The following is a 17,195-nucleotide window of genomic DNA, read 5'->3' as shown; positions in this document are numbered from 1 at the left end:
GCAATCGCGTGCGGCACCCGGTTGCGGTCTTGAACGCGGATCATCATGCCGTGGTCTCCTTGCGCAGAAGCTCTCCGCCGGAAGTGGCCTGTCCGTGGGACAATCGCCGCATCAGTTTTTCAAGCCCAAGTTCCGAGAAACGGGTCATGCCAAGGTAAAAGATCAGCAGGAACAGGAAATACCACATGCGCCAGTCGCCATGCGGGTATTGCGTGAATTTCGAGGTTTTGGTGCCGCCCAGTTCGCGCGCCCAATACACGATATCTTCGACGCCCAGCAGGAAGAGCAGGGGTGTCGCCTTGATCAGCACCATCCACAGATTGGACAGGCCGGGCAGCGCGTAAACCCACATCTGAGGTACGAGGATTTTCCAGAAGGTCTGGCGGCGATTCATGCCATAAGCTTCGGCCGTTTCCAGTTGCGCATGTGGTACGGCGCGCATTCCGCCGAACAGGACATTGGCCGCGAAAGCACCAAAAACGATAGAGAAGGTGATGACCGCAAGGAAAAACCCATAGGTTTCATGCACCCATTCAGGCGCGGTTCCAAGTGGCAGCTTGGCGGCCTGACAAACGAGGAAGTCATTGCCCTGGCGGATTGGGTCGGTCCAGTCCGGGCACAATATCTTATGCCGCGTCCACTCAAACGCCTGATCCAACGCGATGACGAAGAACAGGAAAAACGCAATGTCGGGCACGCCGCGCACAATCGCGATATATCCTTTGCCCAACCAGCTGAGGGGCGGGAAATGCGAGCGCGCCGCCATGGCTCCAGCAAACCCGAAGCCAAGAGCGACGGGCGCGGTCACAGCCAGCAAGGCCAAAACCTTGATGAAAGACAGGTAGAACGACCAGTGGACGCCATTGGTCAGGTAGCATGAAAACCAGCGGAACGTGCCCAGCGTGTCAGGATCAGCGCAGTACGAGAACATATGGCGTCTTTCCAACGTCTGTTCCGGCTAGGCCGGAAGCGGCCCGGCGCCAAAGCACCGGACCGGGATTGGTCAGGTCTTAGTTGGTGACGACCGAACCGTCAGTACCGTATGTGGCGGTGCCCTCACCGAACCACTTGATCAGCATCTCGTTCAGCGTGCCGTCAGCTTTCATCGAAGTGATGGCTTCGTCGAATTTGCCGCGCAGTTCACCGTCGCTTTCACGCAGGCCCATGCCGACACCGCCGCCCAGCGGAACCGGATCGCCGATAAAGACCAGCTCACCGCCCGATTCCTCGACCAGCGGCACCAGATAGTCGCGGTCGGCCAGAACGGCATCGGCTTCACCGTTACGGACGGCTGCAATGGTTTCTTCCGGGGTCGCGAATTCGACCAGGGTTGCACCGGATTCGGCAACGTGGCCTGCCTGGATCGTGGCGGTTTGCGCAGCAACGACACCGCCGGTTACGTCTGCCGAGTCAGAGGTCGCGACATAGGCCGACGCGGTCGGCGGGTAATAGTCTTGGGTAAAGTCGATGACCTCATCACGTTCGGCTGTGATCGACATACCGGCGATGATGGTGTCGTAGTTGCCCGAGACCAGATTCGGAATGATCGAGTCCCAGTCGTTCTTGACCCATTCACACTCCAGGTTAGCGCGTTTGCACAGCTCGTCGCCGACTTCACGCTCGAACCCGTCGATTTCACCTGCATCGTTGATGAAGTTGTACGGAGGGTAGGCGCCCTCGGTGCCCATGCGGACCGTGTCGGCCATCGCGATACCAGCAGTCAGCGCCAGGGCTGCAGTGGACAGAATCAGGTTTTTCATTGGTTACTCCCCAGTTTTGGTTCTGTTCTAGAAGTTAAGCCGCTTGAGTAGCGGAGAGAAAGCCCCGAAGCCGTTCGGATTCGGGTGACGTAAAGATATCTTCGGGCAAACCTTCTTCCTCGATCAGGCCCTGATGAAGAAATACCACGTGGCTCGAGATATCTGCCGCCATTTTCATGTCATGGGTCACGATGATCATGGTGCGCCCTTCTGCGGCCAGATCCTTGATCACCTTGATCACTTCCTGTTCAAGTTCGGGATCCAGCGCCGAGGTCGGTTCGTCGAACAACAGCGCCTGCGGTTCCATGCACAGCCCCCGCGCGATCGCGGCACGCTGTTGCTGACCGCCGGACAATTGCGCCGGATAGGCGTCGCATTTGTCGCCAATCCCAACTTTCTCAAGGTATTTGCGCGCGCTGTCTTCCACTTCGGCCTTGTCGCGGCCCAGAACGGTCACGGGGGCTTCCATCACATTTTGCAGGATGGTCATATGCGCCCACAGATTGAACTGCTGAAACACCATCGACAGGTTGGTGCGGATGCGCAGAACCTGCTTGGGGTCCGCGGGGCGACGCCCATGGCTATCGCCCGACCATTTGACAGGTTCGCCTTTGAACAGGATTTCGCCCTGCTGGCTGTCTTCCAACAGATTGCAGCAGCGCAGCAAAGTTGATTTTCCTGACCCCGATGACCCGATCAGCGAGACCACGTCGCCGCCATGCGCTGTGATATCCACCCCCTTCAACACTTCCAGATTGCCGAAGCTTTTGTGAAGGTTTTTGATTTCGATGACGGGAGCGATTTCTGTCACGGGCAGTCCAGTAGTTTGTGGTGTTGGTGCGGTAATAGGGCCGAAAAATTTGCTCAATGCAATGCGCAATTCGCAAATTCAGGGTCGGAAACAGCCAAAATGACCAAATGCACCGGACAATTTGGTCATCAGATTATCCGCTGTGCGCATGGCGGTGGCGGGGTCGGTACGGACAGGTACTCCTCCGCCGGGATGTCGATCAGCCCCTGAATATGCAGCGTTTTGCGGTCGTGTTCGGCAAGGCCGACTATTGCGGTTCGAACTGCGTCTGCGACCAGATCCGCGTTTTGGTCGGGTCCAGTAATATAGGGCAGGGTTGGTGTAGGAGAGGTTTTTGCCAATTCGCGCAGGCTTTTGCCCAGATCGGTATGTTCCTGCAACATCATCCAGGTCAATGCATCCAGCGCGGCGAAATCTGCCTTCCCGTCCGAGACCGCCTGCGCTGACAGCGCGTGACCGCCTGTTTCCAACAACGACGCAGGATTCAGGTTCTCTCGGGATAGATGCGTGATCGGTGCTGCCCAGCCGGATTGAGACAGCGCTTCGTTATACGCGAAGATACCGTCAGTCATGCCCGCCAGCGTGCGGTTGTCGTCGCGCCGCGCCACAAAGACCGAGCAATAATGCCCGGCAGGACAACCGGGCAGGCCGTAATCCGGGGTGCCCACCAGTTGAACCCGACCATGCAAGCGTGTGCGATAGGGCATTCCACAGGTCTGCGCCAGCACCAGTTCGGGATCAAGCCAGACCTGCCAAACATCGGTGTCTCGCGTCAGCTGTTCTGGCCCGCATCCCAAATGCGCACGAATCAACCCCCAGAACCGATCATTGGCGGCCTGAACCTCGGGCATGTCATACATGCCAAGCATGGCGATCAAGATTTAGCGGCCTTTTGCCGGGCCAAAGCCGAATCCACGTCGCTGACCCCTAGTAAGCTGACAACCAGACGCAGCAGCGAGTCCTCCTCACCCGTACGGTGGCCATCAGCCAGCGCCACCGACCACAGCGCCTGAACCACCGCCAGCCGGTTTTCATAAGCGACAGCTTCTTTGATGGCACGGGTAAAACGGACCGTGTCGGGGGCCTCGGCCTCAAGATCTTCGGCACGGGCGCGCAAAGCCGCGCTTTCGAACGGGGACAAACCGTATCGTTCAGCCGAGATGCGGTCGATGCGCGCCATCTCAGAATCAGAATAATCGTTGTCAGATCGTGCCAGACGCACCAGCAGGGCCGTCAGGGCCAGGCGGGCATCATCTTCGACAAGCGGGTCGGGCTTGGGCTGTGTGAGCCTGGAAAGAAAGTCGCTGAACATGGGTAAGATATAGCGGGCGCTTAACTCACATCCAAGCGGCTTTGGACGCGCTCGCGCGCTGCCTGACTGTCATTATAGCTCAGGCCCATGGCAATGCGGGCTTCTTCGACGATCTTTATCTCGCCCTCGTCCGAACTGCCATCTGCCAGAACGATTTCCCACAACGCGTCAAGGGCTGCCAGCCGCTCTTTTAGGTCCGTGGTTTCCCGGATCAGTTTGCCGAACGTATCAGTTTCCGGTGCCGCAGCATGGAGCTTTTCGCAGGTGGCCCGAACCTTGGCCGCCTCAATCGCGTTATGCTGGTAAAGACGAGCCAGTATCTTGTCGATCAGACTGATCTCTTCCAGCTTATAATCGCGATCTGCCTGCGCGACGCGCACCATCAGAGCACCCAGAGCAAGTTCTGCATCCGGGTCCGGCAATTGTTCATGATGAGGCGGTCTGAGCGCCTTAAAGAACCTTTTCAACATAACAAACACCTAGACGACAGGTCGTGATCGGCCAAGCACGAAATGCCGGTCTTGCTATAGTATTGCGTGTGTCCCGCGCTGAACCAGAGCTGCGCGGCACCGGGTACACACCGGCCAACAATCAATCATTGCCCAATATCCATGAGTTTCAATTTGTCCTTAAGAAACAAAGGCCTGCGTTTACCAGGTCAGCGCCTCTTTGGTTGCGTTCTGCAACCAGGCCAGCATCTGGCGATAGGGGACCGGGCCGTAGCTGATCCGCGCGACCCCGAGCTTTGCCAGAGTGGCCGTATCCGGCGTGCCGGGCAGGGCGATGATATTGACCGGCAACGTGGTGGATTCGCAAAGCCGGGCGATCAGGGCTTCGTTCTTTAGCCCGGGGGCAAAGAATCCGCTGGCGCCTGCGTCAGCATAGGCATTGGCACGGGCAATGGCCTCATCCAGCATCGTGTCGTCATGGGTGTCCGCTGCGGCCTTCAGGAAGATATCTGTGCGCGCATTGACATAGCCGGGAATGCTTGCGCGCGCGCAAGCGTCGCACATCGCTTCAACGCGTTTGGCCTGAGTGGCGATATCGTAGAGACCGTCACCACCGATGATCTGGTCTTCAAAGTTGAACCCGACAACACCGCAGTCAAGTGCGCGCCGAACGTTTTGCGCGATCCCTTGCGGGTCTTCGGCATAAGCCCCCTCGAAATCCAGTGTTACCGGCAGATCAACAGCCGCAACGATGCGGCGTGCATTGTCCAACGCGGCCTCAAGTGGAATGTTCTGCCCGTCGCCATAACCTTGCGCCATGGCAACAGGGGCACTGCCGGTCGCGATGGCCTGGGCACCAGCGTCCCGAACGGCGCCAGCGCTGCCAGCGTCCCAGATATTGAACAGAATGACAGGATCGCCCTTCTTGTGAAGGCTGGTAAAGGTCACGGCTTTCTGGGACTGGCTGGTCATCGGAACTCTCCTGTTGTCACGTATCCTACAGCTAACGCTGAGAAAATGACCCGGCCAGAGTTTTTGCACCCAGCCAGGTCAATTTAAGGTGACGGCACAGGCACAGATTGCGTCAGCTTCGCAAAGCACCTGTGACACCCACCGGTTTGAAACCAAGGTCTCAGGCGTCGCCCGCAGCGCCAGAGACGAATTTCGCGCTAAACGCAGATTCGCCCAGACGTTGCAGAAGGCTCAGCTGTGTCTCCAGCCAGGCTTTATGACCTTCTTCTTCCATCAGGATGCGTTCGAACAGTGTACGCGAACCAACATCACCAACTTCGGCCGCCTGTTGCGCTGCATTGGTGTAGAAGTCGACGGCCTCACTCTCGTCTTTGAGATCAGAGGCGAACATCTCTTCCAGCGTGCCCGCTGCGGCTGGGCTTTTCTGAAACGCAAGCTCGGGGGTTCCACCCAGAAACAGGATACGTTCGATAAAGGCGTCAGAATGCACCAACTCTTCCTGCATCTCGCCCCGCATTTTCTCGGCCAGAATATCAAGGCCCCAGTCGTCCAGAACATGCGCGTGCAACTGGTATTGGTGCGCGGCAGTAAGCTCCATATGAAGCGCTTGCTGAAGGTTGGTGATCGTTGTTGCGTTGCTCATCGGAAATCTCCTGAAACCGTGAAATGCAAAAGCAGAAAACCTGCCTCTCCACACAGTTAAGAGGTCAGCCCCCACGAAACAACGTGGGGTGACAGTCCGACACAGTCAGGGATCAAACCAGGCGCGAGGTGTCTTTCGCGGCCCGCACAAATTCGCGAAACAGCGGATGCGGGTCAAACGGCTTGGACTTCAATTCCGGATGGTACTGAACGCCAATGAACCACGGGTGATCCGCCCATTCCACGATTTCGGGCAGACGTCCGTCCGGCGACATGCCCGAAAACTTCAGGCCCGCTTTTTCAAGCTTGTCGCGATACTTGATGTCCACCTCATAGCGGTGGCGGTGACGTTCCTCGATCTGCGTGCCGCCATAAACCTCGGCCACTTTGGATCCATCCGCCAATACTGCGTTGTAAGCCCCAAGGCGCATTGTGCCGCCCTTGTCGTCGCCGACCTTGCGCTCGACCTTGTGGTTGCCCTGTACCCACTCCTTGAGGTGATAGACCACCGGTTCAAACCGTTTCTTCCCGGCCTCATGGTCGAATTCCTCGGACCCGGCTTCGGTAATACCCGCAGCGTTCCGCGCAGCCTCGATCACCGCCATCTGCATGCCAAGACAAATGCCCAGATAGGGAACCTTGTGCTCGCGCGCATATTGCGCCGCCTTGATCTTGCCTTCGGTGCCACGCTCGCCAAACCCACCGGGGACAAGGATGGCGTGGAAGCCTTCCAGATACGGGGCCGCGTCTTCGGTGTCGAAAACCTCGGCATCCACCCACTCGATCTTGACCTTCACGCGGTTGGCCATACCGCCATGGGTCAGCGCCTCGGCAATCGACTTATAGGCGTCCTCAAGCTGCGTATATTTGCCGACAATGGCCACTTTCACTTCGCCCTCGGCGTTGTGGATGCGGTCGCTCACATCTTCCCATTTGGCCAGATCGGGCTTGGGAGCGGGGCTGATCTGGAAGGCATCCAGAACGGCCTGATCCAGCCCCTCGCGGTGATAGGCCAGCGGCGCGTCGTAAATGGTGGACAGGTCCTGTGCCGCGATCACGCTGTCTGGGCGCACGTTACAGAACAGGGCCAGCTTTTCCCGTTCCTTGGTCGGGATCGGCCCTTCGGACCGGCAGACCAGAATATCGGGGGCCAGACCGATCGAACGCAGTTCTTTAACCGAGTGCTGGGTCGGCTTGGTTTTCAACTCACCCGAGGCCTTGATGTAAGGCAGCAGCGTCAGGTGCATGAAAATGCACTGCCCGCGCGGCTTGTCCTGACTGAACTGGCGGATGGCTTCAAAGAAGGGCAGGCCTTCGATATCGCCCACAGTGCCGCCAATCTCGCACAGCATGAAATCAACCTCATCCTCGCCTATGGCGATGAAATCCTTGATCTCGTTTGTGACGTGCGGGATCACCTGAATGGTCTTGCCAAGGTAATCGCCACGGCGTTCTTTCTCGAGCACGTTCGAATAGATCCGCCCGGAACTGACCGAGTCGGTCTTGCGGGCAGCCACGCCGGTGAACCGTTCGTAATGGCCCAGGTCCAGATCGGTTTCGGCCCCGTCATCGGTGACGAACACTTCGCCATGCTCAAACGGCGACATCGTGCCCGGATCGACGTTCAGATAGGGGTCCAGCTTGCGCAGACGCACCGAATAACCGCGGGCCTGCAACAAAGCGCCCAAAGCTGCCGAAGCCAGCCCTTTGCCCAAGGACGAAACCACACCACCGGTGATGAAAATAAAACGTGCCATAGTTTTTCGGCTGCTCCCGTGAGACGTCAAAATCAGCTGCCCGGCGGTTCCGAAAAACCGCTGCATCACGGGACTTCACGTATAAAGGATTCGCGCCAAAAGCGCAAGAGAACCGCAAGATGCTGTTGCAGTCCTCTCTCAGGTTTCTAGGTTTTGTGGATCAATCCGCCTGCGGGATCAGCGGCGCGTTGTCGTCCTGTGCCGGCGGCAGAAGATCATCAACCGACGGAATAGCCGGAGCGCTTTCCTCGGTCGAAGCCGGTGCCGGAACGCCCAGACGGTCGATTACCGAGCTGCCCGAAGATTTCTGAGCCGCAAGAATGGTCAGCGTGATCGAGGTGACGATGAAACACGCTGCAAGTATCCACGTCAGCTTGCCCAAAGCCGTCGCTGCCGCGCGACCGGTCATCGCACCACCGCCACCGCCCATGCCAAGGCCACCGCCTTCAGACCGCTGCATCAGGACAACGGCGATCAGGCCCAGAGCCAGAAGAAGATGGATGATGAGAACGACGTTTTCCATGGTGGTCCTGTACAGCGTGGCGTGTATCGCGTGGTACTTATGCAAGTTTGCCAGCGGGGGCAAGTCAGGAGTTGGCATCAACTTCCTTGATGTATCCCATCACGTCAAAGGGACTGGACAGTGCGTTGAGTTGTGACGCAGGCTGCGGCCATGCCACATGACGATCACGACCACCCGCATGCCCTGTTGCCACCCGAACCCGCATTGCGCGTCAAAGCGCTTGAGACGATTCTGACTCGCAAAGGGCTGATCGATCCGGCGGCTCTGGATGAGATTATCGACACTTATCAGAACAGGATCGGGCCGCAAAACGGCGCGCGCGTCGTTGCCAAAGCCTGGAGCGACCCTGCCTTCAAAGCTGCCCTGCTTGAAGACGCCACTCCGGTCGTGGCCGACCTTGGCTATTATGGCCGCCAGGGTGAACATATGGTGGTGGTAGAGAACACACCGGACCGGCACAATATGGTCGTCTGCACACTGTGCAGCTGTTACCCCTGGCCGCTGCTGGGCATACCGCCCGGATGGTACAAATCCGACGCCTACCGCGCCCGCGCAGTGCGAGAACCGCGCAAGGTGCTGGCCGAATTCGGCGTCACCTTGCCCCAAGACACCTCTGTACGGGTTTGGGATTCGACGGCCGAAATTCGCTACCTTGTCTTGCCCATGCGCCCTGAAGGCACAGAAGGGATGAACGAAGATGAACTAACCGCGCTTGTGACGCGCGACAGCATGATCGGCACGGGCCTTCCCAGGGTGCCCGCATGACCCGCGTTCACGATATGGGAGGACGTTTCGGTGATGGTCCGATAAGTCCAGAGGCAGAGGATGCGCCGGTCTTTGCCAAAGACTGGCACGCCCGCGCTCTTGCGGTCACACTTGCATCTGGGTTTCTGGGGCAGTGGAACATCGACGTTTCACGCCACGCGCGCGAACGCCTGTCTCCGAAGGACTACACCCGGTTTTCGTATTATGAGAAATGGATATCCGGTCTGGCCGATCTGCTTGTCGAAAAGGGTGTTCTGACATTGGATGATCTGCGTGGCGTGAGCGGCGACGAACCGCACCCCTTGGCGGACAGAGCACTCAAGGCGGAAGCGGTGTCCGCTGCGCTGGCCAAAGGCGGGCCTGCGGACAGGCCTTCCAATGTCGCGGCGCTGTATTCTGTGGGGCAAGAGGTTGTCACGGTCCGACCGGCGGCAAATCGCCTCGTGGATGGAGGTCACACGCGCCTGCCTGTCTATGCATCCGGTGCCAGGGGCCGAATCCTGCGCCTGCACGGAACCCATGTTCTGCCCGATTCCAATGCGCATGGGTTGGGTGAGGCGCCAGAGCCGATTTATGCAGTGGTCTTTGCGGCATCAGAACTCTGGGCCGCCCCCGAACATCCCGCTGACCAGGTGGTTCTGGACCTCTGGCAAAGCTACCTGCAACCGGAATGAACGACTGCATCACATACGGAGCCCCCGAGCCGGTTTTTGCTGAGCCCTGGCACGCTCAGGTCTTTGCCGTCACAGTCGCGCTGAACGAGGCCGGGCGGTTCGAATGGGCGGATTGGGCGGCGCGTTTTTCAGCGACATTGAAACGCAACGGGCTTGCCCGGGAACTGGATGGCGGTGACGATTACTTCCACGCATGGCTGGAAACGCTTGAGGCATTGCTGGTCGAACAGGGCGCTGCCATGCCGAAAGATGTGCAGGATCTGCATAAGGCCTGGGAAGAGGCTTACCTGACCACTCCGCACGGACAACCTGTCCACTTACGATGACAGGGTAGGGGGCTCTGCCCCCGCCGCCCGTTCCGGGCGCCTCCCCCGGGATATTTAAAGCCAGATGAAGCAGGGGATCCGCTCTTCATCTGGCTACAAATATCCCCGCCGGAGGCATCGCGCGCCTGCGCGATTTTCCTCTGCGGCGAAATATCGGTTTCCCTGCCGTTTTTGCCCCGCTATATGAGCCGGGTTTGATCACTCAGCACGAAAAGGACCGGATATGGCCAACGTGGTTGTTGTCGGCGCCCAATGGGGCGACGAAGGAAAAGGCAAGATTGTCGACTGGCTCAGCGAAAGGGCGGACGTAATCGCGCGTTTTCAGGGCGGTCACAATGCCGGTCATACGCTGGTGATCGACGGCGAGGTCTATAAGCTGCACGCGCTTCCTTCGGGTGTGGTACGCGGCGGCAAGTTGAGCGTTATTGGCAATGGGGTGGTTCTGGACCCCTGGCATCTGGTCAATGAGATCGCAACCATCCGGGCGCAGGGTGTTGAGATTACGCCCGACACGCTGATGATTGCCGAAAACACACCGTTGATTCTACCGATTCACGGCGAGTTGGATCGTGCGCGCGAGGAAGCTGCGAGCAAAGGCACCAAGATCGGAACAACCGGTCGTGGAATTGGCCCGGCCTATGAAGACAAGGTTGGGCGGCGTTCCGTTCGCGTTGCCGATCTGGCGGACGAAGCCACGCTGGAGGCCCGCGTGGACCGCGCATTGCAACATCACGATCCGTTGCGCAAGGGTCTGGGTATCGAACCGGTTGACCGCGACGCGCTGATTGCCCAGCTCAAAGAGATCGCGCAACAAATTCTGCCGTTTGCGGCACCTGTCTGGAAAGTGCTGAACGAAAAGCGCAAGGCCGGGAAACGCATCCTGTTTGAAGGGGCGCAGGGCGCGCTGCTGGATATCGATTTTGGCACCTATCCCTTTGTGACGTCGTCGAACGTGATTGCGGGGCAGGCGGCAACCGGTGTTGGAATCGGACCGGGCTCGATCAATTTCGTGCTTGGCATTGTTAAGGCCTATACCACCCGCGTTGGAGAAGGGCCGTTCCCGACCGAGTTGGAAGACGCAGACGGTCAGCGTCTGGGTGAACGCGGGCACGAATTCGGCACGACAACCGGCCGCAAGCGCCGCTGCGGCTGGTTCGACGCCTGTCTGGTGCGCCAGACCTGCGCCACCAGCGGCGTGAACGGCATTTCGCTGACAAAGCTGGATGTTCTGGACGGGTTTGAGACCCTTAAGATCTGCACCGGGTATGAGCTGGATGGCGAGCGTTTGGATTACCTTCCGACCGCAGCTGATCAGCAAGCCCGCTGTACCCCGATTTACGAAGAAATGCCGGGGTGGAGCGAATCGACCGAGGGCGCGCGCAGCTGGGCGGATTTACCTGCAAATGCGATCAAATATGTACGTCGGGTCGAAGAACTGATCGAGTGCCCGGTAGCGCTTTTGTCCACCAGCCCGGAGCGGGATGACACCATTCTGGTGACAGACCCCTTTGCCGACTGATGCGCGAGAAACAGAAGACAGGGTTGAGTTACAAGGCACGCCGGCGCTGGTCGCTGGTGATCCTTGTGCTTGGCCTTCCGCTGTACATCATCGCTGTTGTGACGATCGTGAACTTGCTGGGGCGTCCTCCGATTTGGATTGAGTTACTGGTTTATGTCGTGCTGGGCATCCTTTGGGCCCTGCCGTTCAAGTTCGTGTTTCGCGGCGTCGGTAAAGAAGACCCCGATCAGCCCTAGCGCTCGTCAGGTTCGTGTAAATGACCGGGCCTGCTGAGCACCGCGCAGGAAACGCGTGGTCCTCGGCAGTAAGGTGCTGGCTGTCTGGTTTCAGTCGAAACGCTCGGGCTTTGTCATTCAGGGCAGGCGTATGGTCCAATGGCAAAAAGCAAAAAGGCCGGGGGTAAACCCGGCCTTGCTTGGAATCCTTGTGGCGTGATCAGCCTACGGCACGCTCATCATCGGGGCGAAAACCGATCAGGTTGGACGCCGCGAAACGCCCGCCTCCGGCTTTCTCGATCTTGCCATCGCGCAGCAACTGCCCAAAAGAACGCAGGCTTTCTTCGCGATTGAACTCGTCCTGTTTCAGTGAACGCACCTTGTTCATCAGCTGCGGGCGCGAAAACTGCTCCTGACCTTCGATGAAGGACAGATATGCGGCAGCCGCTTCCAGAAGATCAGGCAGCGATTGCGCACCCTGTTCCTGTGCAAACTGTGCGAAACCGCCTTCTTCCGATCCGGTTGCGTCCTGGTCTGCGGTGACACGACGTGGCGAGACCGGGCTTGCGGATGTTCCGTGTTCATCCACCCGCTGCTCGGCCACCAGCTTGAGCGGCGCCGGAGCTTCCGGTGCCGGACGCATGCTGGTTACCTTGATTTCGGGTCGCCGTGGGCTGACCACGGATGCCAGATCGCCGCGATATTCCCGGTCGGCCGCCTCATCCGAGCGTGCCTGACCGTCGCGGTCGGCTTCGGTGGCTGCGACGGCGGTGCGCAGGTGCGAATAGGTTTCGCGCGCATCGCTGCTGCTGGGATCATCCATATGCTCACCGGTCTTTGCCATCAGGCGCGACATATCCTGATCGGGATCCGCATCGTCCGCCAGTTTTTGGCTCGAACGGCCGGACAGGTGCTGTTCGATCTCGGAAATTTCGGTCAACAGGTGCATTTCGTCTTCTGCCGTCAAAACACCCTGCGTCAGGTCTTCCTCGACCGGTTCATCGTCGGATTCAATTGCTACGTCTTCTACGTTGAGGATGTTGGGGGCATCCTCTTCGTCGAAATCTTCTTCGGCAACGTCTTCGAGATCAGTCAACAGGGGCTCGGCGGCGGACTGATCCGCCACCGGCGTGTCTTCGATCTCGTCGATTTGCAGGGGCTGGGGGGTCAGGGGCGCCTGCAAGTCAACGGTTTCTTCGATCTGAGTTTCAGCAACTTCGGGGATCAGCGCATCAGCTGTCTCAGCCGCTTGTGGTTCCGCGGCCTCCTCGTCAAGCGCCTCGTCAACCGCAGGTGCCGCCAATTCTTCGGTTTCCTGGGCTTCAGGCTCTTTGGGTTCGGCAAAGTCATCCGCGCTGAGAGCACCAGCCTCAAACGCGGCGGCCACTGCATCTACCGGGGGGGCGGTATTGGCCAACAGCGGTGAGTCTTCGTCTTCGGAATACTCGGCCGCGGGCACATCGGAATGAGAGACGACTGCGCGAATGCGTTGCAGTTTCGCCGCGATGCTGTCAGCGGCCGGGGGTGGGGTGTCCGCGACAGGTTCCGCTTCGGCGAACCCGGTCTGCGCAGGGGCCGGTTGTGGCTGAACGTGAGCGGGAGTTTCGGCAACATTGATCGTGGCCGTGTGCGGGGCCGGCTCTTCAGCAGCGACAGGGGTTTCGGTTGTCTGAGTGGCGCGCAGCAACAGGCCGGATTCGTTCTGACGGGCTTCGACGCGCTGCGACGCATCGCGCCGGGCGATGCGGGTCAGCATTTCGGCATCAGGTTGCGGGGGTTCCGAGCCGAAGTAACGATCATCCGCTGCGAGATCGCGGAAATATTCGGCGATGGCTTTCATCGTTTCAAAGGAATCATCGAATCCTTCCAAAGTGCAGGAGAAGGTTCCATATGAAACGGTTAGTACCTTGTTATTCTGTACCATCAGACGCACGTCCTTTACAAACTACGAGAGCCCACTTACCCGGAATCGGGAGCACACGAAGGCTCTGAACTTTATGCATGAACCTATCATTTTGTGGTCTTAATGTGTCCAAATCCGGGAAAAATGGCCAATCTTAGGGAAATCGAGCCAATTGTACGCTCTGCCGATCCAATTGGGCTGTTCGGAGGGGGATTTATCGGATCTGGAGACCTGAATCTGGTGCTGAATCGCGTCAATTCGGTCGTTGCCGCCGATGGCGGAGCGGACGTTTTGACAGAATCAGGCCGGATTCCCGATGCGGTGATTGGTGACTTCGATTCGCTGAGCAAAGCGACGCAAGCGAAAATTCCCGCGGATCGCCTGTTTGCCATCCGCGAACAGGACAGCACCGATTTCGACAAGGCTCTTCGCAATCTGCACGCTCCGCTGGTTCTTGGGGCCGGGTTTCTTGGCGGGCGACTTGATCATCAACTGGCCGTTCTGAACGTTCTGGTCCGGCGGCAGGATCAGGCCTGCATATTGCTGGGCGAACGTGAACTGGTTTTTCACGCGCCGCCAGAGATCAAGCTGCCGGTTGCACCCGGCGATGTGGTCTCGCTGTTTCCGATGCAGCCCGTGACGGGGCGCAGTACCGGGCTGGAATGGCCGATTGACGATCTGGCCTTTCGACCGGACGGGCAGGTGGGGACATCCAACCGCGCATTGGCGCCTGTCGAGCTGAAGATGGACGGGCCGGGCCTGTTGGTGATGATCCCGCGCGCAGCGCTTGATCCGCTTATGCAGGTGTTTCTGTCGGGGCAGACCGGGCGCTGGCCCGCTCGCGCAGAATGACGTACAGGCCTGCGGCAATGGTGATGACGATGCCAGCCGCAGCCAATCCATCGGGCAGGTCGTTGAAAATCACCCATCCGATCAGGGTCGCAACCGGGATTTCCAGGTATTGCATCGGGGCCAGAGTGGCAGACGGCGCATAGCGCAGCGACCACGTCATCAACAGATGCGCGACCGTACCCAACACCCCGATCGCAATCAGCAGCCAGTTCAGATCGCTGGATGGCAGGGTCATCGAGAGCTCCGGAATGTTCATTTGCGTGCCAATCAGAAGGACCGGAGCCAGAAGGACTGTCGCAAATACGCCGGACACAGCCTGCAACGACACCGGGTCGGTCTCTTTCGCGACTTGCCGGGTGACCAGCATGAACAAGGCAAAGACTACGGCAACGATCAGTGGCAGCAACGCAGGTGCACCTACCTCGGCAAAGCTGGGTTGAATGACCAGTAACGTGCCAATGAACCCGACGATGCAGGCGGCAAGACGGCGGGAACCGACCTCTTCCTCCAGAACATATTTGCCCAGCAGCAGCATGATGAATGGCATGACGAAGGCAATAGCAACGGCATCCGCCAATGGCAGGAATTGCAGCGCGCTGAACATGGCTGAAATGCCGATGATATGCAGCAGCGTCCGTAGCAGGGTCAGCCGCAGGATGCGTCCGCGCATCCGCCAGGGTCGCCCGGTCACCGCAACCAGCGGGATCAGGATCACCGCTTGCACCGCGAAACGGACCATGACCAGCAGACCCAGCGGTGTGGTCTCGCCCAACAGCTTCGCCATCGCATCCCCCAAGGGCGCGAGCACGCAAAAACCAAGCATCAAGAAGATGCCAAAGACGGGTCTGTCCTGAGTCATGAGCGCGACGCTAACTGTTTCGCGACGCAGAGGGAAGCGCTGTTGTCAGCGGTTGGGCAGGGGCTGAACCTTGGTGTAATCCGGCCCGTTGCAGGTAGGCAAACCATCCTCCAATTTCAGCCATTTCAGCTTTTCTTCATGCGCGACATGCAACGTTGGTTCCAGCGCTTCAGGAGCGCCCAGCGTCGCGACATATAGGTGCACCACATCCGACATGGCGGTTGACCGGAAGGACATCGGCGTGCCGCAATGCGGGCAGAAGCTGCGCTCGACACCAGGAGAGGAGTTAAAGCGCTTGGGCTCTTCACCGATCCACCGCCAATGACCATCGCGAACTCCGAAATACGTTGTCATCGGCGCTGCGCATTGGCGGCGGCAACTGTCGCAATGGCAGGTGACGCATGAAAGTACCGGAGGGTCGACCTCGAACCGGATCTTGCCGCACAGACAATGCCCACGCATGTCGCCCCTCGCTTTCTGTTTCAACAGTTCGGTACGTTCACAGCCAGACCACCCAGCGACGTTTCCTTGTATTTCTCATGCATATCATGGCCGGTTTGGCGCATCGTCTCGATCACCGCGTCCAGCGGCACGAAATGCTGACCGTCCCCGCGCAAGGCCAGTGAGGCGGCTGAAACTGCTTTGATAGCGCCTAACCCGTTTCGTTCGATACAAGGAACCTGAACCAGCCCGGCAACAGGGTCGCAGGTCATGCCCAGATGATGCTCCAGCGCGATCTCGGCGGCATTTTCCACCTGTTCGGGGGTTCCGCCCATCACGGCGCAAAGCCCGGCTGCCGCCATGGCGGCGGCGCTGCCAACTTCGGCCTGACATCCCGCTTCGGCACCCGAGATTGAGGCGTTGTACTTCACCAACCCGCCAATGGCCGCTGCGGTCAGCAGGAAATCCTCGATATGGCTTTCGGACGCGCCCGGTACGTGGTCCAGATAGTAGCGCAGAACAGCGGGCAGAACACCTGCGGCGCCGTTGGTTGGCGCAGTGACAACTTGCCCGCCTGCCGCGTTTTCCTCGTTGACCGCCATGGCATAGACGCTCATCCAGTCGTTGATCGTGTGCGGCGCGGTCAGGTTCATGCCGCGCTCGGCCATCAGCGCATCATAGATGCCTTTCGCGCGGCGGCGCACTTTCAAACCACCCGGAAGGATGCCGTCGGTGGTCAAGCCGCGTTCGATACAGGCATTCATGACGTCCCACAGGCGAGCCGAGCCTTTGGCAAAACTGTCAGCGCAGCCCCGCGCGATCTCGTTCGCGCGCTTCATCCCGGCTATGGTCTTGCCACTGGATTTGGCCATCTCAAGCATTTCTGCGGCGGATTTGAACGGGAACGGGACCGGGTCGCCTTCATCGGTGTCTTTCCCTTCGGCCAGTTCTTCCTCGGTCAGGACAAAGCCGCCGCCGATCGAATAAAACACCTGCCGCAGGATGACATCGCCCTGTGCGTCGGTAGCCATCAGGATCATCCCGTTGGCGTGCCCGGGCAAATTGTTGTCGTAGTCAAAAATCAGATCCGCCTTGGGATCGAAATGAAGCGTCGGCAGGCCTTCGGGCGTTACGGTGTGCGTGCGTGCGATATCGGCCAGCGCGGCCTCGGCCTTTTCGTTGTCATAGGTGTCGGGAACAAAGCCCGCCAGACCCAGAATGGTCGCCCGATCGGTCGCGTGGCCGACGCCGGTGAAGGCCAGCGAGCCGTGCAGCGAACCTTTCAGGCCCGTAAATTCAAAGGGGGACGCGCGCATCATGTCCAGAAAGCGCGCCGCGGCCACCATCGGGCCCATTGTGTGTGATGAAGACGGGCCAATGCCCACTTTGAACATATCGAAGACAGATAGGAACAT

The 17,195-nt window shown here is 59.0% G+C and carries 20 protein-coding genes; 6 read left to right on the top strand and 14 right to left on the bottom strand.

Translation table 11 applies throughout. The annotated features are described in order from the left end of the window. Window positions 1-43: 43 nt before the first annotated feature. From ACR0ES_RS08905 to secG, 10 genes are all read right to left on the bottom strand, one after another. Complete coding sequence (locus ACR0ES_RS08905; RefSeq protein ID WP_480481688.1) at window positions 44-931, bottom strand: ABC transporter permease; 888 nt, start codon at window positions 929-931, stop codon at window positions 44-46. Window positions 932-1,010: 79 nt separating this feature from the next. After that, the gene (locus ACR0ES_RS08900; protein ID WP_267365285.1) at window positions 1,011-1,760 is read right to left on the bottom strand and encodes a transporter substrate-binding domain-containing protein; all 750 of its coding nucleotides are present in this window, start codon (window positions 1,758-1,760) and stop codon (window positions 1,011-1,013) included. Between the two features lie 34 nt (window positions 1,761-1,794). Next, the gene (locus ACR0ES_RS08895; RefSeq protein ID WP_267365283.1) at window positions 1,795-2,571 is read right to left on the bottom strand and encodes an ABC transporter ATP-binding protein; all 777 of its coding nucleotides are present in this window, start codon (window positions 2,569-2,571) and stop codon (window positions 1,795-1,797) included. 128 nt (window positions 2,572-2,699) lie between these two features. After that, a complete protein-coding gene (locus ACR0ES_RS08890) occupies window positions 2,700-3,449 on the bottom strand; it encodes a phosphate/phosphite/phosphonate ABC transporter substrate-binding protein (RefSeq protein ID WP_480481552.1) in 750 nt (249 codons plus the stop codon). Further along, entirely contained in the window at window positions 3,446-3,883 is a 438-nt protein-coding gene (locus ACR0ES_RS08885; protein ID WP_209504296.1) for a tellurite resistance TerB family protein, read from the bottom strand. Before ACR0ES_RS08885 ends, ACR0ES_RS08890 begins: the two co-directional genes overlap by 4 nt. Window positions 3,884-3,903: 20 nt before the next feature. Beyond that, entirely contained in the window at window positions 3,904-4,353 is a 450-nt protein-coding gene (locus ACR0ES_RS08880; protein WP_209504295.1) for a tellurite resistance TerB family protein, read from the bottom strand. Window positions 4,354-4,533: 180 nt separating this feature from the next. Beyond that, window positions 4,534-5,304, bottom strand: coding sequence for an isocitrate lyase/PEP mutase family protein (locus ACR0ES_RS08875; RefSeq protein ID WP_480870322.1), 771 nt, complete (start codon window positions 5,302-5,304; stop codon window positions 4,534-4,536). A gap of 160 nt (window positions 5,305-5,464) precedes the next feature. Then, a complete protein-coding gene (locus ACR0ES_RS08870; RefSeq protein ID WP_267365948.1) occupies window positions 5,465-5,947 on the bottom strand; it encodes a bacterioferritin in 483 nt (160 codons plus the stop codon). Between the two features lie 112 nt (window positions 5,948-6,059). Further along, entirely contained in the window at window positions 6,060-7,703 is a 1,644-nt protein-coding gene (locus ACR0ES_RS08865) for a CTP synthase (RefSeq protein WP_209595839.1), read from the bottom strand. A gap of 160 nt (window positions 7,704-7,863) precedes the next feature. Next, window positions 7,864-8,226: a preprotein translocase subunit SecG gene (secG, locus tag ACR0ES_RS08860; RefSeq protein WP_209504291.1), complete on the bottom strand. Its 363-nt coding sequence runs from the start codon at window positions 8,224-8,226 to the stop codon at window positions 7,864-7,866. A gap of 150 nt (window positions 8,227-8,376) precedes the next feature. On the opposite strand from secG, the gene nthA reads away from it, so the two are divergent. From nthA to ACR0ES_RS08835, 5 genes are all read left to right on the top strand, one after another. Beyond that, on the top strand, window positions 8,377-8,991 hold the full coding sequence (gene nthA, locus ACR0ES_RS08855) for a nitrile hydratase subunit alpha (RefSeq protein ID WP_480870320.1): 615 nt from the start codon (window positions 8,377-8,379) through the stop codon (window positions 8,989-8,991). Beyond that, window positions 8,988-9,665: a nitrile hydratase subunit beta gene (gene nthB, locus ACR0ES_RS08850; RefSeq protein ID WP_480870318.1), complete on the top strand. Its 678-nt coding sequence runs from the start codon at window positions 8,988-8,990 to the stop codon at window positions 9,663-9,665. Before nthA ends, nthB begins: the two co-directional genes overlap by 4 nt. After that, window positions 9,662-9,991, top strand: a complete 330-nt coding sequence (locus ACR0ES_RS08845; protein ID WP_480481538.1) for a nitrile hydratase accessory protein — start codon at window positions 9,662-9,664, stop codon at window positions 9,989-9,991. Before nthB ends, ACR0ES_RS08845 begins: the two co-directional genes overlap by 4 nt. Before the next feature lie 223 nt (window positions 9,992-10,214). Then, window positions 10,215-11,510: an adenylosuccinate synthase gene (locus tag ACR0ES_RS08840; protein WP_209504287.1), complete on the top strand. Its 1,296-nt coding sequence runs from the start codon at window positions 10,215-10,217 to the stop codon at window positions 11,508-11,510. Then, window positions 11,510-11,746, top strand: coding sequence for a DUF2842 domain-containing protein (locus ACR0ES_RS08835; protein WP_480870316.1), 237 nt, complete (start codon window positions 11,510-11,512; stop codon window positions 11,744-11,746). Before ACR0ES_RS08840 ends, ACR0ES_RS08835 begins: the two co-directional genes overlap by 1 nt. 199 nt (window positions 11,747-11,945) lie before the next feature. Here the strand turns inward: ACR0ES_RS08835 and ACR0ES_RS08830 are convergent, their stop codons facing one another. Further along, window positions 11,946-13,649, bottom strand: a complete 1,704-nt coding sequence (locus tag ACR0ES_RS08830) for a hypothetical protein (protein ID WP_480870313.1) — start codon at window positions 13,647-13,649, stop codon at window positions 11,946-11,948. A gap of 123 nt (window positions 13,650-13,772) precedes the next feature. Between ACR0ES_RS08830 and ACR0ES_RS08825 the strand changes: the two genes are divergently transcribed. Continuing rightward, on the top strand, window positions 13,773-14,480 hold the full coding sequence (locus ACR0ES_RS08825; protein ID WP_480486043.1) for a thiamine diphosphokinase: 708 nt from the start codon (window positions 13,773-13,775) through the stop codon (window positions 14,478-14,480). On the opposite strand, the gene ACR0ES_RS08820 is transcribed toward ACR0ES_RS08825, so the two are convergent. The 3 genes from ACR0ES_RS08820 to ACR0ES_RS08810 are packed head-to-tail and all read right to left on the bottom strand — an operon-like array spanning window position 14,425 to window position 17,195. Beyond that, the gene (locus ACR0ES_RS08820) at window positions 14,425-15,339 is read right to left on the bottom strand and encodes a DMT family transporter (RefSeq protein WP_480557338.1); all 915 of its coding nucleotides are present in this window, start codon (window positions 15,337-15,339) and stop codon (window positions 14,425-14,427) included. The genes ACR0ES_RS08825 and ACR0ES_RS08820 overlap by 56 nt on opposite strands. A gap of 45 nt (window positions 15,340-15,384) precedes the next feature. Then, window positions 15,385-15,801, bottom strand: coding sequence for a GFA family protein (locus ACR0ES_RS08815; protein ID WP_480557336.1), 417 nt, complete (start codon window positions 15,799-15,801; stop codon window positions 15,385-15,387). A 20-nt stretch (window positions 15,802-15,821) separates the two neighbouring features. Further along, window positions 15,822-17,195 carry an L-serine ammonia-lyase gene (locus tag ACR0ES_RS08810; RefSeq protein ID WP_480481524.1) on the bottom strand — a complete coding sequence of 458 codons (1,374 nt, stop codon included), beginning with the start codon at window positions 17,193-17,195 and terminating at the stop codon, window positions 15,822-15,824.

This window comes from Ruegeria sp. N7 (assembly GCF_056531345.1).
Note: the sequence above shows the minus strand (reverse complement) of the source record. Positions and strands in the feature narration are given on the sequence as shown.